The organism is Nocardioides ochotonae (assembly GCF_011420305.2).
GTDB lineage: Bacteria > Actinomycetota > Actinomycetes > Propionibacteriales > Nocardioidaceae > Nocardioides > Nocardioides ochotonae.
The window spans coordinates 4,096,833-4,122,798 of record NZ_CP061769.1; the positions used below are offsets into that span (position 1 = coordinate 4,096,833).

Annotated in this window: 23 protein-coding genes; 14 read left to right on the forward strand and 9 right to left on the reverse strand. The window is 73.9% G+C overall.

Annotation, left to right across the window (positions count from 1 at the left end; genetic code table 11):
• Positions 1-57 precede the first annotated feature (57 nt).
• The 7 genes from HBO46_RS19695 to HBO46_RS19725 all read left to right on the forward strand — a co-directional run bounded on the left by HBO46_RS19695 (position 58) and on the right by HBO46_RS19725 (position 5,653).
• On the forward strand, positions 58-450 hold the full coding sequence (locus tag HBO46_RS19695; RefSeq protein WP_166134801.1) for a phage holin family protein: 393 nt from the start codon (positions 58-60) through the stop codon (positions 448-450).
• The gene (locus HBO46_RS19700; protein WP_166134804.1) at positions 443-985 is read left to right on the forward strand and encodes a low molecular weight protein-tyrosine-phosphatase; all 543 of its coding nucleotides are present in this window, start codon (positions 443-445) and stop codon (positions 983-985) included. The genes HBO46_RS19695 and HBO46_RS19700 overlap by 8 nt, the downstream gene beginning before the upstream one ends.
• Positions 982-1,854, forward strand: coding sequence for a fructosamine kinase family protein (locus tag HBO46_RS19705; protein WP_166134807.1), 873 nt, complete (start codon positions 982-984; stop codon positions 1,852-1,854). The genes HBO46_RS19700 and HBO46_RS19705 overlap by 4 nt, the downstream gene beginning before the upstream one ends.
• 70 nt (positions 1,855-1,924) lie before the next feature.
• The gene (locus tag HBO46_RS19710) at positions 1,925-2,620 is read left to right on the forward strand and encodes a response regulator transcription factor (RefSeq protein ID WP_317983884.1); all 696 of its coding nucleotides are present in this window, start codon (positions 1,925-1,927) and stop codon (positions 2,618-2,620) included.
• Positions 2,617-4,137, forward strand: a complete 1,521-nt coding sequence (locus tag HBO46_RS19715) for a HAMP domain-containing sensor histidine kinase (protein WP_166134813.1) — start codon at positions 2,617-2,619, stop codon at positions 4,135-4,137. Before HBO46_RS19710 ends, HBO46_RS19715 begins: the two co-directional genes overlap by 4 nt.
• A complete protein-coding gene (locus HBO46_RS19720) occupies positions 4,134-4,730 on the forward strand; it encodes a hypothetical protein (RefSeq protein ID WP_166134816.1) in 597 nt (198 codons plus the stop codon). The genes HBO46_RS19715 and HBO46_RS19720 overlap by 4 nt, the downstream gene beginning before the upstream one ends.
• Before the next feature lie 5 nt (positions 4,731-4,735).
• On the forward strand, positions 4,736-5,653 hold the full coding sequence (locus tag HBO46_RS19725) for a thioesterase family protein (RefSeq protein ID WP_224769263.1): 918 nt from the start codon (positions 4,736-4,738) through the stop codon (positions 5,651-5,653).
• A 9-nt stretch (positions 5,654-5,662) separates the two neighbouring features.
• Here HBO46_RS19725 and zwf read toward each other — a convergent pair whose 3' ends face one another.
• The 3 genes from zwf to HBO46_RS19740 are packed head-to-tail and all read right to left on the reverse strand — an operon-like array spanning position 5,663 to position 8,974.
• Entirely contained in the window at positions 5,663-7,096 is a 1,434-nt protein-coding gene (zwf, locus tag HBO46_RS19730) for a glucose-6-phosphate dehydrogenase (RefSeq protein WP_166134822.1), read from the reverse strand.
• Positions 7,097-7,106: 10 nt separating this feature from the next.
• Positions 7,107-8,402, reverse strand: a complete 1,296-nt coding sequence (locus tag HBO46_RS19735; protein ID WP_224769264.1) for an anthranilate synthase component I family protein — start codon at positions 8,400-8,402, stop codon at positions 7,107-7,109.
• Entirely contained in the window at positions 8,399-8,974 is a 576-nt protein-coding gene (locus HBO46_RS19740; RefSeq protein ID WP_166134825.1) for an anthranilate synthase component II, read from the reverse strand. Before HBO46_RS19740 ends, HBO46_RS19735 begins: the two co-directional genes overlap by 4 nt.
• Before the next feature lie 171 nt (positions 8,975-9,145).
• Between HBO46_RS19740 and HBO46_RS19745 the strand changes: the two genes are divergently transcribed.
• A complete protein-coding gene (locus HBO46_RS19745) occupies positions 9,146-13,333 on the forward strand; it encodes a lamin tail domain-containing protein (RefSeq protein ID WP_166134827.1) in 4,188 nt (1,395 codons plus the stop codon).
• Between the two features lie 46 nt (positions 13,334-13,379).
• On the forward strand, positions 13,380-13,790 hold the full coding sequence (locus tag HBO46_RS19750) for a nuclear transport factor 2 family protein (RefSeq protein WP_166134830.1): 411 nt from the start codon (positions 13,380-13,382) through the stop codon (positions 13,788-13,790).
• Between the two features lie 81 nt (positions 13,791-13,871).
• On the opposite strand, the gene HBO46_RS19755 is transcribed toward HBO46_RS19750, so the two are convergent.
• The 6 genes from HBO46_RS19755 to HBO46_RS19780 form a co-directional block, all read right to left on the reverse strand.
• Entirely contained in the window at positions 13,872-15,776 is a 1,905-nt protein-coding gene (locus HBO46_RS19755) for an anthranilate synthase family protein (RefSeq protein ID WP_166134833.1), read from the reverse strand.
• Between the two features lie 126 nt (positions 15,777-15,902).
• Positions 15,903-16,241, reverse strand: coding sequence for a hypothetical protein (locus HBO46_RS19760; protein ID WP_166134836.1), 339 nt, complete (start codon positions 16,239-16,241; stop codon positions 15,903-15,905).
• A gap of 37 nt (positions 16,242-16,278) precedes the next feature.
• Entirely contained in the window at positions 16,279-18,462 is a 2,184-nt protein-coding gene (locus HBO46_RS19765; RefSeq protein ID WP_166134839.1) for a HelD family protein, read from the reverse strand.
• 186 nt (positions 18,463-18,648) lie between these two features.
• On the reverse strand, positions 18,649-19,989 hold the full coding sequence (locus HBO46_RS19770; RefSeq protein ID WP_166134842.1) for a hypothetical protein: 1,341 nt from the start codon (positions 19,987-19,989) through the stop codon (positions 18,649-18,651).
• On the reverse strand, positions 19,986-20,495 hold the full coding sequence (locus HBO46_RS19775) for a SigE family RNA polymerase sigma factor (RefSeq protein WP_224769265.1): 510 nt from the start codon (positions 20,493-20,495) through the stop codon (positions 19,986-19,988). Before HBO46_RS19775 ends, HBO46_RS19770 begins: the two co-directional genes overlap by 4 nt.
• A 110-nt stretch (positions 20,496-20,605) precedes the next feature.
• Entirely contained in the window at positions 20,606-21,364 is a 759-nt protein-coding gene (locus tag HBO46_RS19780) for an enoyl-CoA hydratase-related protein (RefSeq protein WP_317983885.1), read from the reverse strand.
• A gap of 71 nt (positions 21,365-21,435) precedes the next feature.
• On the opposite strand from HBO46_RS19780, the gene HBO46_RS19785 reads away from it, so the two are divergent.
• The 5 genes from HBO46_RS19785 (at position 21,436) to HBO46_RS19805 (ending at position 25,912) form a co-directional block, all read left to right on the forward strand.
• Positions 21,436-22,974 carry a molybdopterin-dependent oxidoreductase gene (locus tag HBO46_RS19785; RefSeq protein ID WP_166134851.1) on the forward strand — a complete coding sequence of 513 codons (1,539 nt, stop codon included), beginning with the start codon at positions 21,436-21,438 and terminating at the stop codon, positions 22,972-22,974.
• A 126-nt stretch (positions 22,975-23,100) separates the two neighbouring features.
• Positions 23,101-23,799: a fasciclin domain-containing protein gene (locus tag HBO46_RS19790; protein ID WP_166134854.1), complete on the forward strand. Its 699-nt coding sequence runs from the start codon at positions 23,101-23,103 to the stop codon at positions 23,797-23,799.
• A 51-nt stretch (positions 23,800-23,850) separates the two neighbouring features.
• Positions 23,851-24,450 (forward strand): ECF RNA polymerase sigma factor SigK, encoded by a 600-nt coding sequence (gene sigK / locus HBO46_RS19795; protein WP_166134857.1) that lies wholly within the window; start codon positions 23,851-23,853, stop codon positions 24,448-24,450.
• Entirely contained in the window at positions 24,447-25,262 is an 816-nt protein-coding gene (locus tag HBO46_RS19800) for an anti-sigma factor (RefSeq protein WP_166134860.1), read from the forward strand. The genes sigK and HBO46_RS19800 overlap by 4 nt, the downstream gene beginning before the upstream one ends.
• A gap of 86 nt (positions 25,263-25,348) precedes the next feature.
• Positions 25,349-25,912, forward strand: a complete 564-nt coding sequence (locus HBO46_RS19805) for a protein-L-isoaspartate O-methyltransferase family protein (RefSeq protein ID WP_166134863.1) — start codon at positions 25,349-25,351, stop codon at positions 25,910-25,912.
• The last annotated feature ends 54 nt before the right edge of the window (positions 25,913-25,966 follow it).

The window sequence follows — 25,966 nt, forward strand, 5'->3', positions numbered from 1 at the left end:
CCGGCGAGACCCGCGAGACGCGCCGGGAGCGGGGAGCCCGCCTGCCACAATCGGGCCATGACACGCTTCTTGACCTGGTTGGTCACCAACGCCCTGGCCGTGGCGGCCGCCGCCTGGCTGATCAAGGGGATCAGCTTCGCCGGCCCCACCTCGGGGCGCGCGGAGCTCGAGGAGAAGATCCTCCCGGTCCTCGGGGTGGCGCTGATCCTCGGGGTGATCACGTCGTTCGTGAAGCCGCTGCTCCAGCTGTTGTCGTTCCCGCTGATCATCCTGACTCTCGGGATCTTCCTGCTCGTCATCAACGCGGCGATGCTGATGCTGACCGGCTGGGTCGCCGAGCACTTCGACCTCGGCTTCGAGGTCGACGGCTTCTGGTCGGCCGTCGGCGGCGCGATCGTGATCACGATCGTGACCTGGATCGTCGACGCCATGATCGGCGTCGATGACTGAGCCCGTGACCGGACCCGCCGACCGATCCGCGCTGCCCGCGCTCCCCCCGCCCAGGACCCCCGGGCGCTACGCGATCGCCCTGGTCTGCCTGGGCAACATCTGCCGCTCGCCGATGGCCGACGTGGTCCTCACGGCGCGCATCGCCGAGGCCGGGCTCGCCGACCGCGTCGAGGTGTCCAGCTGCGGCACCGGCGGCTGGCACGTCGGGGAGCCGATGGACCGCCGCGCCGCTGCCACGCTGCGTGCCGTCGGCCTCGACCCGAGCCGGCACCGGGCCCGGCAGTGGGACGAGGGCTGGCGCGCGCGCAACGACCTGGTGCTGGCGATGGACCCGGACAACCTGGCCGGCGTGGGCGGGCGCAGCGAGCGGGTGCGGCTGTTCCGCGACTTCGATCCGGTCGACCCCGGCGGGGAGGTACCGGACCCCTACTACGGTGGGGACGACGGCTTCGAGGAGGTGCTCGCGATGGTGGAACGTACGTCGGCCGCGCTCGTCGCGGCGCTGCGCGAGATCCTCGGCCCGCCGACGCCATGACCCGGCAGCCCCTGGTCGCCCGTCACGCCGAGAAGCTCCTCGGCGCGGCGGTCGTGGCCACGGCGCCGGTGGCGGGTGGCGACATCTGCACCGCCACCAAGCTGCGGCTCAGCGACGGCACCACCGCGCTGGTCAAGACCCTCCCGCACGCGCCGGAGGGGTTCTTCCCCTCCGAGGCCCGCGGCCTGCGCTGGCTGCGGGAGGTGGAGGGCGGCGTCCCGGTCCCCGACGTGCTCGGCGTCGACGAGGAGTGCCTGGTGCTGCGCTGGGTCGAGCCCGGACGCAGCACCATCGATGCGGCGGCTGCCTTCGGGCGCGCCCTGGCCACCACCCACGATGCCGGCGCCCCGGCGTACGGCGCCCCGCCGGGCAGCGGCGACGAGGCGTTCATCGGCAAGCTGCCGCTGCCCCAGCGCCCGGCGCCGTCCTGGGCGGAGTTCTACGCGGTGCGCCGGGTGCTGCCCTACCTCAAGGTGGCGCGCGACCGGGCGGCGGTCAGCGGCAGCGAGGCCGACGTGATCGAGCGGCTGGTGGGCAGGCTGCCCACGCTCGTGGTCGAGGAGCCGCCCTCCCGCCTGCACGGCGACCTGTGGAACGGCAACGTCCTGTGGGGGGCCGACGGGCGGGTGAGCGTCGTCGACCCCGCGGCGTACGGCGGGCACCGCGAGGTGGACCTGGCGATGCTGGCGCTGTTCGGGCTGCCCCACCTCGCGCGGGTCCTCGACGCCTACGAGGAGGTGCACCCGCTCGCGGAGGGCTGGCGCGACCGGGTCGCGCTGCACCAGATCTTCCCGCTGCTGGTGCACGCCTGCCTGTTCGGCAGCGGCTACGGCGCCCGAGCCGCGCAGGCCGCCGCGGCGTACCTCTGAGGCGACCCACGACCGGGGCCGGGCGTCCCTTCTCAGACACGGCTCAGCCAGGACTGGCAGCATGGGAGGGGTGAGCGCCCAGAGCCTGCCCCGTGTCCTCGTCGTCGACGACGACAAGGCGGTGCGCGAGTCGCTGCGCCGCTCGCTGGAGTTCAACGGCTACGACGTGCGCCTCGCCGCCGACGGCGCCGAGGCCCTCGCCCAGATCGGCGCGGCCGCCCCGGACGTCGTGGTGATGGACGTGATGATGCCGCGCCTCGACGGTCTGGAGACCACCCGCGCGCTGCGCGCCGCCGGCCACGACGTCCCGATCCTGGTGCTCACCGCCCGCGACGCCGTGGGCGACCGGGTGGCCGGTCTCGACGCCGGCGCCGACGACTACCTGACCAAGCCGTTCGCGCTGCCCGAGCTGCTCGCCCGGCTGCGCGCGCTGCTGCGCCGCGCGGTCGTGCAGGAGGACGACGAGGAGATCCTCTCCTTCGCCGACCTCACGATGGACGTCGGCGCGCGCGAGGTACGCCGCGGGGACCGGCTGATCGAGCTGACCCGCACCGAGTTCACCCTGCTGGAGATGTTCCTGCGCCGCCCGCGCCGGGTGCTGGAGCGCAGCTTCATCCTCGAGGAGGTCTGGGGCTACGACTTCCCCACGACCGCGAACTCCCTCGAGGTCTACGTCGGCTACCTGCGGCGCAAGACCGAGGCCGCCGGCGAGCCGCGGCTGCTGCACACCGTGCGCGGGGTCGGCTACGTCCTGAAGGAAGCATGAGCGCCCCCGAGACCACCCCCCGCGAGGACCGTCGCTGGCACTACCGCCGCTCCCTGGCCAGCCGCGTCACCCTGCTCACCACGATCGCCGTCGGCCTCGCGGTCGCGTTCGTCGCGCTCGGCGCCTACGTCACGGTCCGCATGCAGATGCAGTCGACGCTCGACCAGTCGCTGGTCGAGCGGGCGCGCAGCACCGCCGCCGCCCCGACCCTCACCTTCACCTCCGGCGAGGAGGTCCCCGCGTGGGCGCTCGTCGCCACCGACGTGCGGATCGCGCTGGTCAACGCAGCCGGCAACACCAACCCCAAGATCCTGGCCGAGGAGACGCTGCGCCCCGGTGAGCCGGAGATCGCCGTCGCCCGCGGCGAGGAGAAGACCAGCATCCGCACCGTGCGCGCCGACGGCGAGGCCTTCCGGATGGTGGCGGTCAACTACGGCGACGGCGTCGCCCTGGTGCTGGCCCAGTCCCTGGAGTCCCAGCAGCAGGTGCTGTCCCGGCTGGGCGTGGTGATGCTGCTGTTCGGCGGCGCCGGCGTGATCGCGGCCAGCATGGCCGGCTGGATGGTCGCGGTGAACGGCCTGCGCCCGGTGCGGCTGCTGACCTCCCGGGTGGAGCGCATCGCGCGCACCGAGGACCTCACCCCGATCCCCGTCGAGGGCGCCGACGAGGTGGCCCGGCTGGCCACGGCGTTCAACCAGATGCTGCGCGCGGTCTCGGCCTCCCGCGACCTCCAGCGCCAGCTGGTCGCCGACGCCGGGCACGAGCTGCGCACCCCGCTCACCTCGATGCGGACCAACATCGACCTGCTCGCCCAGGCCGACGCCGCCGGCACCACGCTGCCCCCGGGCGCGCGTGCGGAGCTGATGGCCGACGTACGCGCCCAGATGGAGGAGCTCACCACCCTCATCGGCGACCTCGTCGAGCTCGCCCGCGACGAGCCGATGCAGTACGTGGTGGAGACAGTCGACCTGGTCGACGTCCTCGACCACGCGATCGCGCGGGTGCGCCGACGCGCCCCCAGCGTGGCCTTCGAGGTCGACGCGACCCCGTGGTACGTCGTGGGCGAGGCCGCCGGGCTGGAGCGTGCGGTGACCAACCTGCTCGACAACGCCGCGAAGTGGAGCCCGCCGGACGGCACCGTGCGGATCACTCTCGAGCGCGGCACCCTGACCGTCGACGACGAGGGTCCCGGCATCGACGAGGTGGACCTCCCGCACGTCTTCGAGCGGTTCTACCGCTCCGAGGAGTCCCGCTCGATGCCCGGCTCCGGTCTCGGGCTCTCCATCGTGCGCCAGATCGCCAGCCGGCACTCCGGCTCCGTCAGCGCCGACCGCTCGCCGGCCGGCGGGGCCCGGCTGCGCCTGTCGCTGCCCGGCAACCCGACGCCGCCGCCCCCGACCCCTCCCCCGGCCCCGCCCCAGACCCCGCCGGCCGAGCCGGTCACCGACGACGACGTCGAGACCACCCCCTCCGGCACGCCCCTGTCCACCAGCACCACCCAGGAGAACCCCCGTTGAGCCGTCGCTCGCTTGCCTCCGCCGCCGTCCTCGTCGCGTCCCTGGGAGCGCTGAGCGCCTGCAGCGGGGACGACCCCGGGCCCGAGAGTGCGCCGGACGTCGCCGCCGCCCACGGCGGGTCCGAGCCCGAGGCGTCCGACTCGGCGCAGCCGGAGGCCTGGAACCCGTGCGACGGGCTGCGGGTGGACCGGCTCGCCGCCGTGCTCGGCACCGGTCTCGAGCCGGACCGCGGCACCGAGGCGGCGCCGCGCTGCGCGCTGGTACCCACCGAGGAGGGCGGGCCGGTGCTGGACGCCAACTACATGGTGTTCGCCGACGGCCTGGACGCCGCCTGGGAGACCATGGGCGCGCCCGAGGACGGCGACATCAGCGCACCCGACATCCCGGGCGCCGACGCCGCCCGGCTGGTGGTCGCGACCGACAAGGAGGGCGTCGCCGCGACCGGCTTCGTGCAGAACGGCAGCCTGATCCACGTCGTGAACGCCGCCGACACCGCGCCGTACGACCGGGCGGCGCTCGTCGAGGGGGTCACCACCGCGATGACCCAGCTGTCGAACGCCAGCGCACGCGCCGAGAAGCTGCAGGCACCATGAGTCCCGTGACTGCCGCCTCCGAGTTCCCAGACTCCCCCGACTCCCCCGACTCCCCCGACTCCTCTGGCCTCGGCTACTACCGCCTCGACCCCGGCACCGGCGAGCTGCTCGCCACCGACCTCGCCGCCAGCATGTGGGGCGAGAACCACCTGCACGGCGTCGCGGTGAGCGGGGCGATGGCGCGGGCGCTGGAGCAGCGGGTGGCCGAGCTGGGCCGGGCGGACCTGCGTCCGGCCCGCTACACCGTGGACCTGTTCCGCCCGGCCACGATGGACCCGTGCGTGGTGCGCACCGAGGTGGTGCGCGAGGGCAACCGGCTGTGCCTGGTCGACGCGACGTACCTCCAGGGCGACGTCGCGGTGGCCCGCGCCAGCGGGCTGTTCCTGCGGGCCACCGGCAGCACCGCCGGCGAGACCTGGGCACCCGGCCCGGAGAGCGACCTGGTGCCGCCGCCGCTCGACCTCGCCCCGGTCACCACCGAGGCGCACGTGCCGTTCATCCACAGCGACGCCGTGGGCTGGTCGCAGGACTTCACCCAGCACCAGAACGCCGGGCGCAAGCAGTACTGGAGCACCGGGCCTTCGATCGTGGCCGGCGAGGCGCCGACGCCGTTCCAGGCGGTCGCCTCGATCGCCGACGGCGCCAGCCTGGTCACCAACTGGGGCAGCAACGGCGTGGAGCACATCAACACCGACATCACGCTGGTCCTGGCCCGCGAGCCCGACGGCGTCTCGATCGGCCTGGCCGCCACCGACCGCCGCGAGGACGACGGCATCGCGGTCGGGACGGCGGCGGTCTTCGACCGCACCGGACGTCTGGGCACGGTCGTGGTCAGCGCGCTGGCCAACGCCAAGCGGGTGGTCGACTTCGCCCGGGTGGAGTACGCCGAGGACGGCACCCGGCGCGCCTCGCCGGGGGCCTGAGCGCGGCCCTCAGGTCCTGGTCTCGCGCCAGCCCCGCTCGAACGGCAGCCGCCAGGCGTGCGGGTTGACCAGCTGGTGGATGGCGTTGGGGCCCCAGCTGCCCGGTGGGTAGGCGCGCACCGGCGGCGGGTTGTCCAGCAGCGGGACCGACTTCTCCCACAGCGTCTCGATGCCGGCGGCGGTGGTGAACAGCGTGTGGTCGCCGCGGATCGCGTCGTGGATGAGCCGCTCGTAGGCCTCCAGCACCGACTCCGAGCCCAGCGTCTCGTGGGTCGCGAACTGCATCGAGACCTTCTCCAGCGTCATCCCCGGCCCCGGGCGCTTGCCGTAGAACGACAGCGACATCCGCGACTGGTCGGCGAGGTCGAAGGTCAGGTGGTCGGGGCCCTGGGTGCCCGCCTTGGAGCCCGCCGGGAACATCGACAGCGGCGGCTCCTTGAAGGCGATCGAGATGATCCGCGCGCCCTCCGCGAGCTTCTTGCCGGTGCGCAGGTAGAACGGCACCCCGGCCCAGCGCCAGTTGTCGATCTCGACCTTGAGCGCGATGAAGGTCTCGGTGTCGGAGTAGTCGGAGACGTCCTCCTTGCCGCGGTAGCCGACGTACTGACCGCGCACGACGTTGCCGGGCTCGATGGGGCGCATCGAGCGGAACACCTTGAGCTTCTCGTCGCTGATCGGCCCCGGCTCCAGCGACGTCGGCGGCTCCATCGCCATGAACGCCAGGACCTGCATCAGGTGGGTGACCACCATGTCGCGGTAGGCGCCGGTCGACTCGTAGAAGCGGGTGCGGCCCTCGAGGCCCAGGGTCTCGGGGACGTCGATCTGCACGTGGTCGATGAAGTTGCGGTTCCAGATCGGCTCGAAGAGCCCGTTGGCGAACCGGAAGGCCAGGATGTTCTGCGCCGCCTCCTTGCCGAGGAAGTGGTCGATGCGGAAGATCTGGTGCTCCTCGAAGACCTCGTGCAGGCGCGCGTTGAGCCGCTGCGCGGAGGGCAGGTCGGTGCCGAACGGCTTCTCCATGATGATCCGCGAGCGCTCGACGAGGCCGGCCTCGTCGAGCATGTGCACGACGTCCAGCGCGGCCTTCGGGGGCACCGAGAGGTAGTGCAGGCGCCCGACGTAGGGCTCCGGCGGGAACTGCTGCTCCGCGGCCTCGACGGCGGCGGCCAGCGCCTGCGGACCCGCACCGGTCGGCACGTAGCTCAGCATCCGCGCGAACGGCGCCCACATCTCCTCGCTCAGCCCGCCCTTGCCGAACTCCAGGCAGGCGTCGTGGGCGAGCTTCACGAACTGCTCGTCGTCGAGCTCCTCCAGCGAGGTGCCGACGATCCGCGCGTCGGAGAGCAGGCCGGCCCGGTGCAGCCGCAGCAGCCCGGGCAGCAGCTTGCGCCGTGCGAGGTCACCGGTCGCGCCGAACAGGACGATCACCACGGGCCGTTCCATGCCTCCGAGCCTAGTCAGGCGGTGTCGACCGGTCGGTGAGCGCGGCGAGCACCCGGGCCGCCTTCCAGCCCGCCTCGGCGTGCTCGCTCGCCACCTCGGAGTGGACGGTGACGCCGCCGCCGGTGCCGAGCTGCCAGGTCCCGTCGCCGGTGGTGGTCAGCGAGCGGATCACCACCCCGAGGTCGGCGGTGCCGTCGGCGCCGATCCGCCCGAACGCCCCGGCGTAGGCGCCGCGCGGGGTCGCCTCGACCTCCGCGATCACCTCCATCGTGCGCAGCTTGGGCGCCCCGGTCATCGAGCCGGCCGGGAAGAGCGTCCGCAGCGCGGCGAGCGTCGAGACCTCCGGGCGCAACCGGCCGCGCACCGTGGAGACCAGCTGGTGCACCGCGGCGTACGACTCGACCTGCAGGAGGTGCGGCACCTCGACGGTCCCGGGCTCGCAGACCATGGCCAGGTCGTTGCGCAGCAGGTCGAGGATCATCAGGTTCTCGGCGCGGAAGCGCGGGTGGGTGGCCAGCTCGGCGCGGGCGCGCGCGTCCTGCTCCGGGGTCGCGCCACGCGCGGTGGTGCCCTTGATCGGGCGGGTCTCCACGGTGCGGTCGGCGCCGACCACGGCGTACCGCTCGGGGCTGGAGCTGAGCAGCCAGGCCTCGGCGCCGGGCAGGTCGTGCTGCACGAAGCCGGCGTACGGCGCAGGGTTGGCCGCGCGCAGGCGCAGGTACGCCGCGGCGGGGGTGAGGTCGCTGCGGGCGGTCACCCGGTGGGTCAGGTTGACCTCGTAGGTGTTGCCGGCGTGCAGGTGCTCCTGCACGCGCGCGAACGCGGCGCGGTAGGACGCGGGGACCTCGGGGTCGGCCGGGACCCGGGGCGCGCCGGACGGGGACTCGGCGTCGGGGCCACCCGGACGACCGGGGAGCAGGTGCACCCGAGAAGGGCGCATCCACACCGCGTCCGGCAGGCCCGCGCCGTCGCGGCGCGAGGGGTGGGCGGGGAGGTCGGGGCGCGCGGCGTAGCCGAAGAAGCCGAACCACTGCGCGTCGGCGGGGCCGTCGTCCAGCTCGGCCTCGAGCACCGCGAACGGGTCGTCGCCGACCACCTCCGCGCGCCCGTCGGTGTGGCGGGTGACCTCCCGGGCGGCGGCGTCGTAGCTGAGCGAGACGTCGTCGTCGGCCAGCCAGCCGACGTGGGAGCGGTGCCCCGACCACGCCCGGCCACCGCCGCCGTCGAGCCAGAAGCAGCGGCGGTGCGCGGCAGTGAGGCCCGGCAGCCAGTCTGCGGGGTCGCCGGTCAGGTCGGGGGCGCTCACCGGGTGCCGACCAGGAAGTTCGCGACCAGTGCGGCGCCGTGCTCGGAGAGCACCGACTCGGGGTGGAACTGCACGCCGACCAGCGGCAGCGAGCGGTGCGCCACGCCCATCACCAGCCCGGACACGGTGTCGGTGGCGGTCACCCGCAGGCAGTCGGGGACCTCGAGCGCGGCCAGCGAGTGGTAGCGCACCGCCGCGAACCCCTGCGGCAGCCCGGCGAACAGGCCGCGCCCGTCGTGCTCGACGCGCGCCAGGACGCCGTGCCCCGGCGCGACGCGCCCCACCCGCCCGCCGTACGACGTGACCAGGCCCTGCATGCCCAGGCACACGCCGAGCACCGGCCGGGTGGCGGCGGCGAGCACCGCGCGGCCGACGGCGAAGTCGCGGGGCGAGTCCGGGGTGCCCGGCCCGGGCGAGAGCACCACGTGGGAGTGGGCCAGGACATCGGCGGCCTCGACCTCGTCGTGCTGCACCACCCGCGGCAGCGTCCCGGTCACCGCGGCCACGAGGTGCGCGAGGTTCCAGGTGTAGGAGTCGTGGTGGTCGACCACCACGACGTCCGCTCCGGTCACGGCCGGAATCTACCGCGCCCGCCCGGGCGCCGATCGGGCCGTGCGGGACACGGCACGTTCACGTCGGCGACGCCCGGCGGCAGCCGCGGCGCCTCCCGTTGATCACCCCTCTTGGCAAGGGTTCCGGCGAGCCCGTCCTCCGCGGGCGAACCAGTGAAAGGCGAGTCCTTCGTGACCAAGAAGCGAACGGCAGCGGCCATTGCGGCGGTTGCCTCCACGAGCGTGCTGGGCGGCCTGCTGCCCGGCGTGATGAGCCCGGCCAGCGCCGGCGCGCAGCACCCCAACGTCGAACCGGTCCTCGGCGGCCCGGTCCTGATCTCCGAGATCGCCAACGGCGGCGCCGGGGCGAGCCCCCAGGCCGCCCGGGTGTCGGGAGACAACTTCATCGAGATCGCCAACCGGGGCGCCGAGCCGGTCGACATCTCCGGCTACCGGATCCTGCGCTGCGGACAGACCGGCGACCTCTACGGCCCGCAGAAGGTCGTGCCCGCCGGCACCGTCCTGGCCCCGGGCGACACCTACACCGTCAGCGGCCCCACCGCGAGCGAGCGGATCGCGCGCGACGACGTCTACGATGCCACCGGCGCCAACCTGCACGAGTTCGGCTTCGGCGCCCTGCTGGAGAGCCCCGACGAGCGGGTCCTCGACCGGGTCGGGTTCTACCACCCGAGCGTGCTGAGCGAGTGCGGCATGAGCGACCGTGCCCTGGCCCGCCCCCTGGACCACCGGCTCGATCAGAGCCACCAGCGCGTCGCCACCACCGGCGACGTCGAGCGGGACTGGATCGTCGCCGTGCGCACGCCGGACGCCCCGAACGCCGCGGCCGACGCCCCGACGCCGGTGGTGCCCGCACCGGTGCGCATCACCGAGGTGGCCAACGAGTCCAGCACCAGCACCGCGGACAGCTTCGTCGAGCTCACCAACACCGGCGAGCAGAGTGCCGACATCAGCGGCTGGCGGCTCTACCGCTGCGGCGAGAACGGCACCACCTACCTGCAGAACGCCGCCCTGCCGGACGGCGTCCTGGCCCCGGGCGAGTCCTACCTGGTGGCGCACGCCGCCGGCGCGTACGCCGGGCGGGCCGACGCGACGTACTCCTCGGGGATGCACTTCCGCGACTTCGGCGTGATGCTGGTACGCCCCGACGAGTCGATCGCAGACCGGTTCAGCTCCTACGCCAACCGCACCTCGATGTGCACCGACGGCTCCTCGGTGCCGGTCGACGCCGACAACCTGCAGGACGAGTCCTACCACCGGGTCGGCGACACCGGCGACAACGCCCGCGACTTCGTGCTGGCCACCACCCGCACTCCCGGGGTGCACACCGCGCGCGAGGAGCTGAGCGTCGTCGACCGCGGCGGGTTCACGCACTCGGCGGTCCGGATCTCCGAGATCGCCGACTCCGGCCCCGCGGGTGACGACGACGAGTTCGTCGAGCTGGCCAACTACGGCACCGAGCCGGTCAACCTCTCCGGCTGGTCGCTGACCCGCTGCGAGGCCACCGGCCGCGGCAACGCCGGCCACCAGGTCGCCGACCTCGGCGACGTGACGCTGCGCCCGGGCGAGGTGTACCTCGCCACCGACGACGGCGCCCCGGCCGCGTTGCGCGAGCTCGCCGACGCGACGTACCGCACCGGGCTGGCACAGAACGCCTCCGGCATGTACCTGCGCGACCCGCAGGGCCGCAAGGTCGACGCGGCGGGCATCTACCCCACCGTCCCCTTCAGCCCGTGCGTGATCGGCTCGGAGCTGCGCGCCGGCGCCAAGCAGGACCTGGGCGAGTCCTTCCAGCGCGCCCGCACCACCGGCGACAACGAGGAGGACTTCGTGATCGCGGCCCGCACCCCGGGCGAGCTGGCCGACGTGGCCTGGGTCGACCCCACCGAGCCGCTTCCGGGCGAGACCGACCCCGTCGACCTCGACGTCGCCACCGCCCCCGGGACCCCGCAGGCCTCCGCCAAGGTCCGCGGCGGCGCCTACTCCGCCCAGGTCGTGGCACCCGCCGCGGACGGCCCGCTCGACCTCGAGGTCCGCCGCGGCGCACCGGTGGACGCGGCCCAGGTCGACCTCGCCGCGGCTCGGGTCTTCGGCGGCGCCACCTCGCGCCGGGTCCCGGCACGCCTGGCGGTCGCCGGCGAACGGCGCCTGCGCGACACCGGTGCCGGCCTCGCGGCCCGGGCGGACGGCTACGGCTACCCGTTCCTGCGCTTCGCCGTACCGGCCACCGAGATGCCCGAGGAGGGCCTCGAGTTCACCTTCTCCACCCCCACCCGGGAGCGCAACGACGTGCAGATGCACGCCTGGGACGGCGAGGAGTGGACGCTGCTCACCCACGCCACCGCCGACGCCGACGGCCACGTCACCCTGGTCGGCGCCCTGGGTGCCCAGCACCTCGTCGACGGCGAGCTGAACGTCCTGGTCATCGACGGCCCCCGCGTCGCCGGCGGCCTGGTCGAGGAGATCGGCGTGACCGACCGCGCGTTCGCCGACCCGGCCGACTACGACTGGGCCCTGAACCACATGAGCGACACCCAGTTCCTCTCCGAGGCCTTCCGCGAGCCGTTCCGCCGGATGGCGACCTGGGTCGTGGCCAACCACGAGGCCCGCAAGATCGGCTACAGCACCAACACCGGCGACCTCATCCAGAACTGGATGCAGGCCAACGCCGACCCGCGGCGCGCCGAGAAGGAGTTCGCCGCGGCCCGGCGCATCCACGACCTGCTCAACGACGCCGGCGTCCCCAACGGCGTGCTGCCGGGCAACCACGACAACTTCTGGGGCCGCGACAACACGCTGTACAACGAGTACTTCGGCCCCGCGGCGTACGCCGAGCAGGAGTGGTACGGCGCCCCGTGGCGCCGCGGCGACAACTCCGCGCACTACGACTTCGTGACCGAGAGCGGCATCGACTACCTGATGCTGTCGCTGCCCTACCGGCCCACCACGGCGCAGCTGACCTGGGCCCGCGAGATCGCGGCGACCTACCCGCACCACAACGTGGTCCTGCTGACCCACTCCTACCTCGACACCCAGGGCAACATCGAGAACCTGTCCAACCGGGTCACCGCACGCGGCCACCGGGTGTGGAGCGAGGTCGTCGCCCCGAGCGACAACGTCTTCCTGGTCCTCGGCGGGCACTACCACGGCGTCGCCACCAAGTACGGCGACCCGGTGACCGGGGAGCAGTCGGACGCGATCGACATCGCCGCCGACACCGTCGCGGTGCGCAACGTCGGCGAGGCGGGCCGCACGGTCGTGCAGATGCTGGCCGACTACCAGGGCTACCGCTCCACCGTGCCCGAGGCCCGCGCCGACACCCTCGACCGCGACACCGGCTTCCAGCGGCTGCTGCAGTTCGACGTCGACGCCGAGCTGATGGGCGTCAACGCCTACTCGCCGCACCTGGACTCCTTCGAGGCCTACAAGTACGACGAGCCCGGCATGCGGGGCACCCCCGCCGCGGGATTCGAGGACGGCCGCTACCACGCCCACGACGACGAGTTCGTCGCCAGCATCGACCTGATGGTCACCAAGCACCTGCGCGCCGAGGACTGGGGCCTGACCGCCGCGTCCCGGCCGGTGCTGGAGCGCAGCGTCGCCGCGGGCACGACCGTGCCGGTCGAGCTCGCGGACCCCGTGGCCGGCGAGCGCTGGTACGCCGCGGTCGTCGACGCGAACGGCCGTCGGGCCGTCTCGGTGCCGGTGAGCGTCGACCTCGCCGAGGTCGACGGTGTCGCCTCCGCGGTGCGCCTCACCTCCACCCGCACCAGCCAGCGCCTCGACGCCGAGGAGCAGGACCGCGCCCAGCTGCGCGCCCGGATCACCACCGCGACGCCGGTCTCTGACGGCGTGCACGGCACGGTCGACTTCCTGGCCGGCGAGGTGGTCCTCGGCTCGGTCGAGGTGGCCGACGGGGAGGCCGAGCTCCGGGTCGGGGCCGACCTGCCGGTCGGCGAGCACCTGCTGACCGCCCGCTTCGTCCCCGCCGACGAGACGGTGGTCGCCGCGTCCACGTCGGGGTCCGTGCTGCTCACCGTCGAGGCGCCCGCCCCCGCGGGCAAGGCCCCCTCGGTCGCCGGGGCCACGCTGGCCCGGACGACGGTCGCCCACGGCACCCGCGCCCTGCTGCGGGTCACCGTGGCCACCACCGGTCCCACCGCGACCGGGCGGGTCCGCGTCACGCTCACCTCGCGGGACCGCACCCGCACCCGCACCGTGGGAGCCCGTCTGGTCGACGGCCGGGTCAGCATCCGGCTGCCCCGCCTCGCCCGGGGCACCTGGCGCGTCGCCACGACGTACCGCGGTTCGGATCTGGTGGCCGCCGACCGGGCGCCGGCACTCCGCCTGCGGGTGCGCTGACACCCGGCCGGCGGACCGGGGCGGCGGCGGTGCAGGATGCGGGCCCATGAGCACTCCCGTGATCGAGACCCCCTCCAGCGCCGGCGTCGCGGAGGCGCTGGCCGTCGCGCAGCGGTGGCTGCCGGCGTTCCTGGCGGGGCGCCGCGCCGACGACGACGTCTACGCCGAGGGCGTCTCGACCTGGCACAACATCGGGGAGCGGGAGTCGCAGATCCAGCGCACGCCGTCGCGCACCCGGCAGGTGCAGGCCGGCGCCGACGTCCGCGTCGAGGACGCGCGGCTCAAGGTCTTCGACGGCGGCTGGGTGCTCCAGGCGACGACCGTCGGCACCAACGCCGCCGGCGAGGCGGTGCGGGTGCCGACCTGCCTGGTCGTCACCCTGCGCGACGGGCGCATCGCACGCTTCGAGGAGTACGCCGACTCCCGGGCCGCCGAGCGACTCTTCGGCGAAAGGTGAGACAGGGCCCGGGAGGAGCTTCCCCACTCCACCGGGCCCTGTCCCGTCTGTGACCTGCGCGAGGACTCCCCGGAGGGGTCTTCAGTCGAGCAGGAGGTCGGCGACGAGGTCGTGCAGGATCTCGAAGCCACGCTCGGTCAGGATCGACTCGGCGTGGAACTGGATCCCACGATAGTGGGGACCCCGCACCAGATGCACGTCACCCGTCTCGCCATCTGATTCGACGCTGACGCCGGCGGGCAGCTCGGTGCCCTCCGCGACCCGTCCGACGAAGGTGTTGTAGAAGCCGACGCGCTCGGTGCGGCGCCCGATCCGCACCGGCGACTGGGTGCCCTGGAAGACGATGTCCTTGAACGCCAGCGGGATCCCGAGGCGGTGGCACAGCGCCTGGTGGCCCAGGCAGACGGCGAGGAACGGCTGCTCGGCGGCGAGCAGCTCGTCGACCGCGGCGCGCAGGTGGGCCATCTTGGGGTCGGCGTCGTCGCGGGGGTCGCCGGGGCCGGGCCCGACGAGCACCAGGTCGTAGCCGCTCAGGCAACCCGGCCGGTAGTCCTCGTGGCGCACCACGTCGCTGTGCATGCCGAGCACCCGCAGCACGTGGCGCAGCATGTTCACGAAGTCGTCGTCGCCGTCGAGGATCACCGCGCTCTTGCCGCGCAGGCCGGGCTCGGGCGAGACGCCGGCCTGGTCGGTCAGCCAGAACGTCGAGAGCCGCTGGTTGCGGGCGTTGAGCGCGAGCAGCACGTCCTCGTCGAGGACCAGCTCGCCGACGTTCACGTCGGGCACCGGCGCCGGCTCGACCAGGCCGAAGGCGCTGAGGATGCCGCCGGCCTTGGCGTGCGTCTCCGCGACCTCGTACGCCGGGTCGGAGTCGCGCACCAGCGTCGCGCCGGCGGTGACCTTGAGGTTGCCCTCGAGGTCGACGTCGGCGGTGCGGATCACGATCGGGCTGTCCACCACCGGGCCACCCTCGGCGTCACGTCCCAGCACCGCGAGGGCGGCGCCGTAGTAGCCGCGCCCCTCGGTCTCGTACTTCTTGATCAGGCGGCAGGCGTTGCGGACCGGGCTGCCGGTGACGGTGGCGGCGTACATCGTGTCGCGCAGGACCTCGCGGGGGTCGCGGGTGGTGCGGCCGGCGAGGAGGTACTCGGTGTGCACGAGGCGGCTCATGGGCTTGAGGAACGGGCCGAGGACCTGGCCGCCCTGGTCGCAGATGTCGCACATCATCTTGAGCTCTTCGTCGACGACCATGAAGAGCTCGTAGACCTCCTTCTCGTCGGCGAGGAAGTCCAGCAGCCGCTGCTGGGTGTCCTCGCCGCCGCCGAGGCGGAAGGTGCCGGAGATCGGGTTCATCCGGACGTCGCCGCCGTGGATGGAGACGTGCCGCTCGGGGGTGGCGCCGACGAGGTAGCGGTCGCCGGTGAAGAACAGGTAGGTCCAGTACGCCCCGCGCTCGCGCTCCAGGAGCCGCTTGAGGACGGCGAGCGCCTTGTCGGCGCCCCAGTCGGCGACCTGGGCGCGGTAGTGGCGCCCGACGACGAGGTTGGCGCCCTCGCCCTGGCCGATCTCATCGCGGATGATCGCCTCGACGACCCCGGCGTACTCCTCGTCGGAGGTCTCGAAGCCGCCGCGGTCGGTGAAGGCCACCTCGACGTCGTCGATCGCCTCGACGATCTCGGCGACGGAGAACTCCAGCTCGGTCTCCACGTCGACCACGACGAGCGGGGTCTGGTCGTCGTGGGCCTCGAAGCCGCGCTCGGCGACCTGGCGGAACGGGATCGCGAGCAGCCGGTCGGCGATGTGGCCCTCGGCCGGCGGACCCTCCTCGAGGGGGACGTCGAGCAGCGACTCCACCACGCTGCGCCGACCCCCGACCAGGCCCACGGTGTCGCGGTCCCCGGCCCGGGTGGAGCGCCGGATGATCGCCCACGCCTCGTGCCCCTGGAGTGCCTTGATGGCGTCCCGGGCAGAGGTCGTCGCAGTCATGGCCGAACTCTAGTTGCGCCCCCGTTCGCTGTGACGCGGGGTTGTGGACGCTGGACACGCCTCAGGAGACGTGAGCAGCGTCGACGACGCCGCGTGACAGGTGGGCGGGACGCCGGCCCGTCGCCGCTAGCAGGCCTCCAGCAGCGCCGCGCGGGCGCCGACGTACCGCTCGAGCTCGAGGTCGCGCAGGACCCCCTGGAGCTCGCGTCCGGCGCGCCCGAGCTCGTCGAGGTCGTCGAGGTCGTCACCGGTCGAGCCGGCGCCCTGGGCGAGCATCGCGACGCCGTGGACCTGGTTGGCCAGCGCGGGGCCCCAGCGCTCCCCGGGGTCCTCTGGCAGCGACCGCGCACCGGCGCAGGCCACCTCGCGGTCGTCGGGTTCGTCCTCGTCGAAGACCAGCCAGCCAACCGCGAAGCCGAGCACCAGGGCCAGGAGCAGCGATCCCACGATCGTCACGATGCGCATGACGCAGCCGTCCCCGCTCCGCCGGGCCGCGAAACCCTCAGGAGACGGTCGTGAGCAGCTGGGTGGCGCGGGTGAGGACGACGTAGAGGGTGGCGCGGCCGGTGACCGACTCGTCCTCGATCTCCTGCGGCCGCACGACCACGATGCCGTCGAACTCCAGGCCCTTGGTGTCCAGGCCGGTGAGCACGACGACGCGGTCCTCCCCCGAGGGCGTGAGCGTGGCGTCGCCGGCGGCGGCGCGGGCGCCGGGGGCGTCCTCGGCACGCTCGGGCCACGCGGCCAGCCAGGAGTTCACCTCGGCGCGGCGCGCGGCCGGCACCACGATGCCGACGGTGCCGGCGACCTGCCCGGCGATCGCGTCGACCTCGGCGCGTACGGCGGCCTCGAGGTCGTCGACGTCCTCGACGATGCGGGGCTCGACCCCGGTCGAGCGCACCGCGGTGGGCAGGTCGGCGTCCAGGCCGACCCGCTCGGCGTACGCCGCGGCGTGGGCGTAGATCTCCGCGGAGTTGCGGTAGTTGGTCGAGAGGTGGAACTCGTGGACGAACTTGCCCGCCAGCGCCTCGGCCCGGGCGTCGTTGGCCTCCTGCGGCACCGGCCAGGACGACTGCGCCGGGTCGCCGACGATGGTCCAGGAGGCGGTGCGGCCACGGCGACCGACCATCCGCCACTGCATCGGGGTCAGGTCCTGCGCCTCGTCGATGAGCACGTGGGCGTAGGGGTCGTCCTCGATGCGGTGCGTCGGCGGGGCCCAGGCGCGCCCGGTCGGCGCGTACTCGCGGTCGGCGGCGGTGAACAGCTCCTGCATGTCGACGCCGCCCGTGATCAGCGCCATCGGGTCGTCGCGCGCGTCGTCGGCCTTGGCCGGGACGTCGCCGAGGGCGTAGCGCAGCTCGTCGAGCAACGCGACGTCCTCGACCGAGAGGTCGCGCGGGTCGCCGGTCCACGACTTCAGCAGCAGTCGCTGGTCCTCCTCGCTGAGCAGGCCGTCGGAGACCCGGGCCAGCACCTCGGGGTCGCGCAGCCAGCCGAGCACCGAGCGTGCGTCCAGCGGCGGCCACCAGGCCGCGGCGAAGTCGACGAAGCGGTCGTCGGAGAGCATGTCCTCGTTGAACGACTCGCGACCGCGCTCGCGACCGCGCTCCCCGCGCACCTGGCGCCACAGCGCGTCGAGCAGCGCGTGCGCGACCCGGGGCAGCTGCTTGTTGCGGGGGCCCTGGCTCATCAGCTGACGGCGCACCCGGCCGAGCACGCCGCGGTCGAGCACCAGGGTGTCGTCGCGGTAGAAGATCTTGAAGTGGCCGGGGCTGCCGGGCGCCTGCTGGCGCGCGAGGCGGCGCAGCACCTCGGCCATGCGGGCCGCGCCCTTGACGTCGGCGACCGCGGGCTCGTCGTGGCGGGTCGCGCGGACCCCGTCGACGACCTCGCCGAGCGAGCGCAGCGCCACCGCGGTCTCACCGAGGCTCGGCAGCACCCGCTCGATGTAGCGCATGAAGACACCGCTCGGGCCCACGACGAGCACGCCGCCGGACTCGTAGCGGCGCCGGTCGCTGTAGAGCAGGTACGCCGCGCGGTGCAGCGCCACGACGGTCTTGCCGGTGCCGGGGCCGCCGGAGATCGACACGACGCCCTTGCCGGGCGCGCGGATCGCCTTGTCCTGCTCGGCCTGGATGGTGGCGACGATCGAGTGCATGGAGCGGTCGCGGGCGCGGGAGAGCTGCGCCATCAGCGCGCCCTCGCCGACGATCGGGAGGTCGGTCTCGACGGAGTCGTCGAGCAGCTCGTCCTCGACGCTGACGACCTTGGGGCCGACGCAGCGCAGCACCCGGCGGCGTACGACGTCGTGCGGGGTGGCGGCGGTCGCCTGGTAGAACACTGCGGCGGCGGGCGCGCGCCAGTCGATCAGCAGCGAGTCGCGGTGCTCGTCGCGCAGTCCGACCCGGCCGATGTAGCGCGGCGCGGCGTCGCGCTCGGGGCGCAGGTCGAGGCGGCCGAAGACCAGACCCTCGTGGGCGGCGTCGAGCTGGGCGAGGCGCTTGGCGGCCTGGAAGACCATCGCGTCGCGCTCCACGAGCCCGCCCTCGTGCCCGATCTTGCCGCGGTCGTGGCCCTCCCGGGCCAGCTGCTTGGCGGCCTCCGCGGAGTCCGCCAACTGCCGGTAGACCCGGTCCACGAACTCCTGCTCCCCCTGGAGCTCCTGCTCGACCAGCTCGTCACTCACGGATGGATCCCCTCGACACACGGTTCCGCTCTACGGACCGGCCTGCGCCGGCTGACCAGCCCTGTCCGCGTCGGCGGTCGGGGCAAGCGAGCAACTGTATCCGGAGCGTGGCGCGGACCGGAGCGAACCGTCGAGTTCCTGCTCGTCGGTGCGACCCGGCCCACGCCGGCGGGTGATCGGCGACCGTCAGCGGCCGGTCGGGCGGTAGACGACCAGGCTCGCCTCGACGTCCTCCACCGCGCCCTCGCCGGGCGCGTCGGTGCGCTCGCTGTCGGTGTCCAGGGCGACCTCGTAGACGTCGCCGGCCGGCAGGTGGATGCCGAGCGCGCCGCCTGCGCCGAGGAACGGGCTGCCGGTGACCGAGCCGGGCCGCCGCCCCTGGGCCACGAGCGCGACGGTGGGGCCACCCGGGCTGACCAGGCGGAGCGCGACCGGACCGCCGGTGGTGTCGATCCGCACGGTCTGGGCCGTCGAGGTGAGCCGGTGCACCCGGTCGCGGCGCCACAGGGTCCCCTCCTCGACCACCTCGTAGAGCCACTGGCCCTGCACGCGGAAGCGCCCGCCGGTCTCGTAGACCCCCAGCCCGACCACCAGGTCGTCGGCGCTGACCGGCTCGCCCCGGCCGAGCTCGTCGCGGGTGACCCGGACCGAGAAGGTGTGCGCAGCGACCTCGGCACCGTCCATGCCGCGCCAGACACCGGTGAGGTCCTCGCCGGGGTCGGCGGTGCAGCGGTGGCCGAACACCCGATCCTTCCCGTCCACGGCGACGTGCAGGAAGATCCCCGGCTCCCGGGTGCGGCAGTACGTCGAGAACCTGACGGCGTCGAGCCGGCCGCGGTAGTCGGCCTCGAGCACGCCGCTGCCCGGCTCGGAGAAGCCACCGGCGACCAGCGTCATGGCGTCAGCCCGCTCGGGCCAGACCGCGTACCCGTCGCTGGGACCCTCCGGCAGGGTGTCGGTGCGTTCGTAGACCGCCCAGGTCACCGACGCGTCCCCGTCCGGGGTGGCCGCCTCCCCGGACGGGTCGCCGAGCTCGAGGCGGATCGCGCGGGCGTAGGCGTCGACGGTGAGCGGCAGCGCGTCGGACGCGCGGCCCAGGATCTCGCCGCCGCCGATCAGGGTGACGTCCCCCGTGCCCAGCCCGTCGGTCTCGACGGCGAGCAGCCGCTGCGCATCGTCCCCACCGCCCGGCTCGACGCGCAGGTCGTCGGCCCGGGCCTCGGCGAGCTCGACCCGCTGGGCGTCCACGACGGCGTACTCCAGGCCGTTCCAGGTGATGGTGGAGTCGATGTCGAGGCCGTGCGCGGGGTCGAGGGTGTCCTTGCGCTCGTCGCGGTCCAGCCCGACGCCCAGGCCGATGCCCGCGACGGCCACCAGTGCCGCGACCGTGCCCGCCACGGCCACCCGGCGCCGGCGGCGTACGACGCGGACCCGCTGGTGCACCGCGGCCGCGCGGCCCCCGAGCGCGTGGTCGGGGCCGTCGGCGGCGTGGTGCAGGGTGGTCTTGAGGTCGTCGATGGTGCTCATCGCAGGTCCCCCTCGGGCAGGTGCTGGCGGTCCTCGCTCAGGGCGGGGTCGATGCGGAGCTTGGCCAGCGCCTTGCTGGCCTGGCTCTTGACGGTGCCGACGGAGCAGCCGAGCAGGTCGGCGGTCTGCGCCTCGGAGAGGTCCTCGACGTAGCGCAGCACCACCACGGCGCGCTGGCGGCGCGGCAGCCTGCCCATCGCGGTCCACAGGTCGTGGGCGGCGTCGCTGGCGGCGCTCGCGTCGGGCCCCGGGGTCTCGGGCAGCTCCTCGGTGGCGTGCTCGCCGTTCCAGCGCCGCCGCCACCACGAGGCGTAGGTCGTGACCAGGATCCGGCGCACGTAGGCCTCCGGGGAGGTCTCGATCCGCGACCAGGCGAACCACGCCTTGGCCAGCGCGGTCTGCAGCAGGTCCTCGGCGAGGGCGTGGTCGTGGGTCAGCAGGTAGGCCGTGCGCAGCAGGCCGGTCGACCGGGCGGCCACGAACTCGTCGAAGTCGATGCGCTCCACGTGTCCTGCTCCCCCCGAGACGGCGGCCTGCGTCGGCCCTGGCAGTGTGGTCATGCCCTTCCGGACCCGCTGGGCCCCGCGAAAGGTTGCCCCGACAGATCGCCGGGCGGCTAGCGGTCGCGCTGCAGGAACGCGGTCATCGCCGTACGTGCCTCCTCGGAGCCGAAGAGCCGGGCACTCAGCCCGGCGAGCTCCTCGCCCCGCTCGTCGAGGCGGGCGATCAGGTCGCGGTTGAGCAGCGCCTTGGTCTCGCGCAGCCCCTGCGCGGCCCCGGTCGCCAGGCTCGCGCAGACCCGCTCGACCTCGGCGTCCAGCTGCTCGGCGGGGACCGCCGACGTGACCAGCCCGTACGCCGCGGCGTCGGCGCCGCTGAACACCTCACCGCCCAGCGCAGTGAGGGCAGCGGTGCGGGAGGTCATCCGCGCCAGCACGCTCACCGAGATCGCGGCCGGGGCCAGCGCCAGCTTGACCTCGGTGAGCGCGAAGGTGGCGTCTGCCGCCGCGATCGCGACGTCGGAGGCCGCGACGATGCCGGTGCCGCCGGCCCGGACCGCGCCGTGCACGCGGGTCACCACCGGCTTGGGCAGCGTCAGGAGGCGGCGCTGGAGCGCGACGATGCGCCGCGCCCCGTCGGCCATCGAGCCGGCCGCGGCCTCGCCGAGGTCGGCACCGGAGCAGAAGACCCGCCCGGCCGCGCGGAGGAGCACCACGCGTGCGGCGTCGTCGGCGGCGGCCCGGTCCAAGGCGTCCTCCAGCTCGGCGAGCAGCTGGCGCGACAGCGCGTTGCGGTTGTGCGGGGAGTCCAGGGTGATCGTCGCGACGCCGTCGGCGACGGCGTACCCGACCACGGATGCAGGTGCCTCGGCCATGCCGCGCATCCTGCCCGGTCACGGCCACGTGGCCAGACATCCGGGCGGCGCGCCGGTTCCGAATGACCCCCATGGACACCCCTCGAGGCGCACGCGCCCTGCTCTTCGCCGGATTCGGGGTGCTGTCCGCGCTGGTGGGGACCGCCGCCGGTCACCTCACCGCGGCGCTGCTCGACCCGGCCGCCTCGCCGGTGCTCGCGGTGGGGTCCACGGTCATCGACCTGACCCCGACGCCGCTGAAGGAGTGGGCGATCCGCACCTTCGGCGACGACGACAAGACGGTGCTGGTCGGCTCGGTGCTCGCCGGCGTGCTGCTGCTCGCCGCGGTCGCGGGCCTGGTGGCCCGGCGCCGTACCGCCCTCGGCGCCGCGGTGCTGGTGGCGCTGACCGCGCTCGCCGGGGCCGCCGCGCTGTCGCGCCCGCAGGCCGGGCTCGCCGACGTCGTCCCCAGCGTGGTCGCGGCCCTGGCCGGGGTCGGCGCGCTGGTGTGGCTGGTCCGGGCCGCCGACACCGACCCGTGGCCGGCCCTCGCCGACACCGAGGTCGCCCGGCCCAGTCGGAGAGGCGTGCTCGTCGCCGTGGGCGTCCTGGGCCTCGCAGCCGCGGTGATGGGCGGCGCCGGGCGCTGGCTGACCCGGTTGCGCCTCCAGCCCGCCGAGGTCGACCTGCCGGCCGCGACCGACCGTGCGCCGCGCTTCCCGGCCGGGCTGGAGGAGCGATTCCCCGACATCACCGCGCTGCGCACCCCGAGCGCGGACTTCTACCGCATCGACACGCGCCTCGACGTACCCCTCGTCGACGTCGACGACTGGCGCCTCACCATCGACGGCGACGTGCAGCGCGAGGTGACGCTGAGCTTCGCGGATCTGCTCGCGATGCCGCTGGTCGAGCGCGACATCACCCTCACCTGCGTCAGCAACTCCGTCGGGGGGCCGTACGTCGGCGGCGCGCGCTGGCTCGGGGTGCGGCTCACCGACGTGCTCGACCTGGCCGGAGTGGGCAGCGACGCCGACCAGATCCTCTCCACCGACGTCGACGGGATGACGATCAGCACCCCGCTCGAGCTGGCCACCGACGGGCGCGACGCGCTGGTCGCGGTGGGGATGAACGGCGCCGCGCTGCCCCGCGAGCACGGGTTCCCGGTGCGCCTGGTGATCCCCGGGCTCTACGGCTTCATCAGCGCCACCAAGTGGCTGGAGCGGATGACGCTGACCACCTACGCCGAGGAGTCGGCGTACTGGACCGACCGGGACTGGGCCACCGACGCCCCGATCAAGCTCGCCAGCCGCATCGACACCCCCGGGTCCTTCGACACCATCGACGCCGGGGACACCGTGATCGGCGGGATCGCCTGGGCCCAGCACCGCGGCGGCGTGGCCCGGGTGGAGGTCAGCATCGACGGGGGCGGCTGGCAGCCGGCGCGGCTCGGCCCGGACGTGGGCGAGGACTACTGGCGCCAGTGGTGGATGCCGTGGGAGGCGAGCAGCGGGCGCCACACGCTGACCGTGCGCGCCGTGAACGGCGACGGCGAGACCCAGACGCCGGTGCGCGCCGACCCGTTCCCCGAGGGCGCCAGCGGCCTGCAGGAGATCGTCGTCGACGTGGACTAAAGGCGCCGGCCCGACCGGTCTGGAGCGGTCGATTGCCCACCGGTCCGACCAATCCGTCCGGGTGATCGCGTCGAACACCCGATGACAGCCGAACCAGACCCGCATCACTGATCGAAAGGCAGTTCCATGAAGCGCAGCTCCCTTCGCCGTACCGGGGCCCTGGCGGCCGTCGCCGTCACGATGTCCCTCGGCTTCGCCGCCTGCAGCGACGACGACGGCGGCGACAACGCCTCCGACTCCGCGTCCTCCGCCAGCCCGTCCGATGAGATGTCCCCCTCGGACTCCGAGATGTCGCCCTCCGATGAGATGTCGCCCTCCGACAGCGAGATGACCGAGAGCGAGTCGGCCATGGGCGCCGGGGTCTTCGGCGCTGCCTGCGAGTCGGTGCCGAAGAAGGGCGCGGGCTCCCTCAAGGGGATGGCGGAGGAGCCGGTCGCCAACGCCGCGGCCGCCAACCCGCTGCTCTCGACGCTCGCGACCGCCGTCACCGAGGCCGACCTCGTCGACGCCCTCAACTCCGCCGAGGACATCACCGTCTTCGCGCCCACCAACGACGCCTTCGCCGCGATCCCGAAGAAGGACCTCGACAAGGTGCTGGCGGACAAGAAGCTGCTCACCCAGATCCTCACCCACCACGTGGTCACCGAGGAGCTCGAGCCCGAGGACCTGAACGGCACGTTCGAGACGCTCAACGGCGACAAGCTCAAGGTCACCGGCTCCGGCGAGGAGTTCAGCGTGGGCGACGAGAAGGCGGCCGTGCTGTGCGGCAACATCGACACCGCCAACGCCAAGGTCTACGTCATCGACACCGTCCTGATGCCCTGATCGCGACGCCCTGGGCATGACGACCGGACACTGACGCGCAAGGATCTCCCTGTGGACCCCACCCGACCGCTCGCCGGTGTCCCCTCCCCGGAGGGGACGCCGGCGGTTCCCGACCCCGGACCGCTGCTCCGCAGTGCGTCGCGTGGGGACCAGGGAGCCTTCGCCCAGCTCTACGACCTCACCGCTGCCCGCGTGCACGGCCTCGCCCTGCGCGTGGTCCGTGACCCGGCGCAGGCCGAGGAGGTCACGCAGGAGGCCTTCCTGGAGATCTGGCGCACCGCCAGCCGCTTCGACCCCGACCGGGGCTCGCCGCTCGGCTGGATGCTGACGATCACGCACCGCAAGGCGGTCGACCGGGTCCGCTCGGCCGAGGCTGCGACCCGGCGCGACGAGACCTATCATCACCAGAACCGGCCGGTCGAGCACGACACCACCGCCGAGGCCGCGCACGCCTCGATGGAGGCCCGCCGCGTACGCGGCGCGTTGGAGACCCTGACCCCGGTGCAGCGCGAGGCGCTCGAGCTGGCGTACTTCGGCGGCTATACGCACGCGCAGGTGGCGAGCATGCTCGACCTCCCGGTCGGCACCGCGAAGACGCGGATCCGAGATGGACTGATCAGACTTCGAGACACGATGGGAGTAGGCCAGTGAGCGAAGACATCCACGCGCTTTCGGGCGCCTACGCCGTCGATGCCCTCGACGACGTCGAGCGCGCGCACTTCGAGCGCCACCTCGCCGGCTGCGAGGCGTGCCAGGCGGAGGTCGACAGCCTCCGCGACGCCACGGCGCTGCTCGCCTCGACCACGGCCACCCCGCCGCCGCCCGCCCTGCGCGACGCGGTGCTGAGCCAGATCGCGAGCATCCGGCCGCTGCCGCCGGCCCTCGAGGAGGACCACGACACCGCGGAGCGGCAGGAGCAGGTCGGCTCCGTCGCGGTGGAGACCGGTACGGGCGGCTCGGGCGCTGCCACCGACCCGACGCCGATCACCGCGGCTCGGTCGCGGCGGCGCTGGACCAGCGCGCTCGCGGTCGCCGCGGCCGCGGTGGTGCTCGGGGCCGTGGGCGTCGCCGTCACCCAGCCCTGGGACGACGGTGGCTCCGACACCCCGTCGCTCTCGGCGGTCGAGCAGGTGCGCCAGGCCGGTGACGTGGAGGAGTACAGCCAGGAGTTCCCCGACGGCTCCGAAGCCACCGTGCTCGTGTCCCGCTCGCTCAACAAGGCGGTCATCGAGACCGAGGACATGGCCCCCGCTCCCGACGGCAAGGTCTACGAGGTCTGGCTGAACCACCAGGACGAGGGGATGGTCAGCGCGGCGATCATGCCGGAAGGCGAGGACAACACCGTCGTCCTCGCCGGCGACCCCGCCACCGCGATCGGCGCCGGCATCACCCTCGAGCCCGAGGGCGGGTCGCAGACCCCGAGCGACGAGGTCGTGGCGCTCTTCGAGTTCGACAAGGCCTAGCGGGGCCACCCGCTGAGTCCCCCGGATGCCTGCGGGCGTCGGTGTCGCTGCTGACACCGGCGCCCGTTCGGTGGTTCGCTGGGACGATGGACGCCGTCGACTCCGCGTTCGCCGCCACCCCGCGCTCGCTGTTCCTCCCACGCGAGGAACGCCGCCGCGCCGGCTACGACGGCCCGCTGCCGATCGGGTGCGGCATGACCTGCTCCCAGCCGCGGACGGTCGCGGCGATGCTGCGCCTGCTCGACGTGCGCCCCGGGCAGCGGGTGCTCGACGTCGGCTCGGGGTCGGGGTGGACCACCGCGCTGCTCGCCCACCTGACCGGACCCACCGGCGAGGTGCTGGGCCTGGAGCTCGAGCCCGACCTGGTCGCCGTGGGCGCCGCCAACCTGGCCGCCGCCGCGCGCCCGGCCGCGCGCATCGAGGCCGCCCGCCCCGGCACCCTGGGTGATCCCGCGGGCGCGCCGTACGACCGGGTGCTGGTGTCGGCCGAGGCCGACGCGCTCCCCGACGCGCTCGTCGCCCAGCTCGCTCCAGGTGGGCGGATGGTGATCCCCGTGCGCGGCACGATGCTGCTGGTCCGCGCCGAGCCGGACGGTCCCGAGATCACGCACCACGGCGCGTATCTGTTCGTGCCGCTGCGGGAGCCGTAACGGAAACCATTGACTGCGCAACCGACCGTCTGCTTGGTTGTTCGCACCCCCCCC

Excerpts from the sequence above, each read along its gene's own strand:
- HBO46_RS19785 (WP_166134851.1), top strand. The coding sequence starts at position 21,436 with ATGGACACCCCTCGAGGCGCACGCGCCCTGCTCTTCGCCGGATTCGGG.
- HBO46_RS19755 (WP_166134833.1), bottom strand. The coding sequence starts at position 15,776 with ATGACTGCGACGACCTCTGCCCGGGACGCCATCAAGGCACTCCAGGGG.
- HBO46_RS19805 (WP_166134863.1), top strand. The coding sequence starts at position 25,349 with ATGGACGCCGTCGACTCCGCGTTCGCCGCCACCCCGCGCTCGCTGTTC.
- HBO46_RS19780 (WP_317983885.1), bottom strand. The coding sequence starts at position 21,364 with ATGGCCGAGGCACCTGCATCCGTGGTCGGGTACGCCGTCGCCGACGGC.
- HBO46_RS19700 (WP_166134804.1), top strand. The coding sequence starts at position 443 with ATGACTGAGCCCGTGACCGGACCCGCCGACCGATCCGCGCTGCCCGCG.
- HBO46_RS19715 (WP_166134813.1), top strand. The coding sequence starts at position 2,617 with ATGAGCGCCCCCGAGACCACCCCCCGCGAGGACCGTCGCTGGCACTAC.
- HBO46_RS19790 (WP_166134854.1), top strand. The coding sequence starts at position 23,101 with ATGAAGCGCAGCTCCCTTCGCCGTACCGGGGCCCTGGCGGCCGTCGCC.
- HBO46_RS19705 (WP_166134807.1), top strand. The coding sequence starts at position 982 with ATGACCCGGCAGCCCCTGGTCGCCCGTCACGCCGAGAAGCTCCTCGGC.
- HBO46_RS19770 (WP_166134842.1), bottom strand. The coding sequence starts at position 19,989 with ATGAGCACCATCGACGACCTCAAGACCACCCTGCACCACGCCGCCGAC.
- zwf (WP_166134822.1), bottom strand. The coding sequence starts at position 7,096 with ATGGAACGGCCCGTGGTGATCGTCCTGTTCGGCGCGACCGGTGACCTC.
- HBO46_RS19750 (WP_166134830.1), top strand. The coding sequence starts at position 13,380 with ATGAGCACTCCCGTGATCGAGACCCCCTCCAGCGCCGGCGTCGCGGAG.
- HBO46_RS19695 (WP_166134801.1), top strand. The coding sequence starts at position 58 with ATGACACGCTTCTTGACCTGGTTGGTCACCAACGCCCTGGCCGTGGCG.
- HBO46_RS19760 (WP_166134836.1), bottom strand. The coding sequence starts at position 16,241 with ATGCGCATCGTGACGATCGTGGGATCGCTGCTCCTGGCCCTGGTGCTC.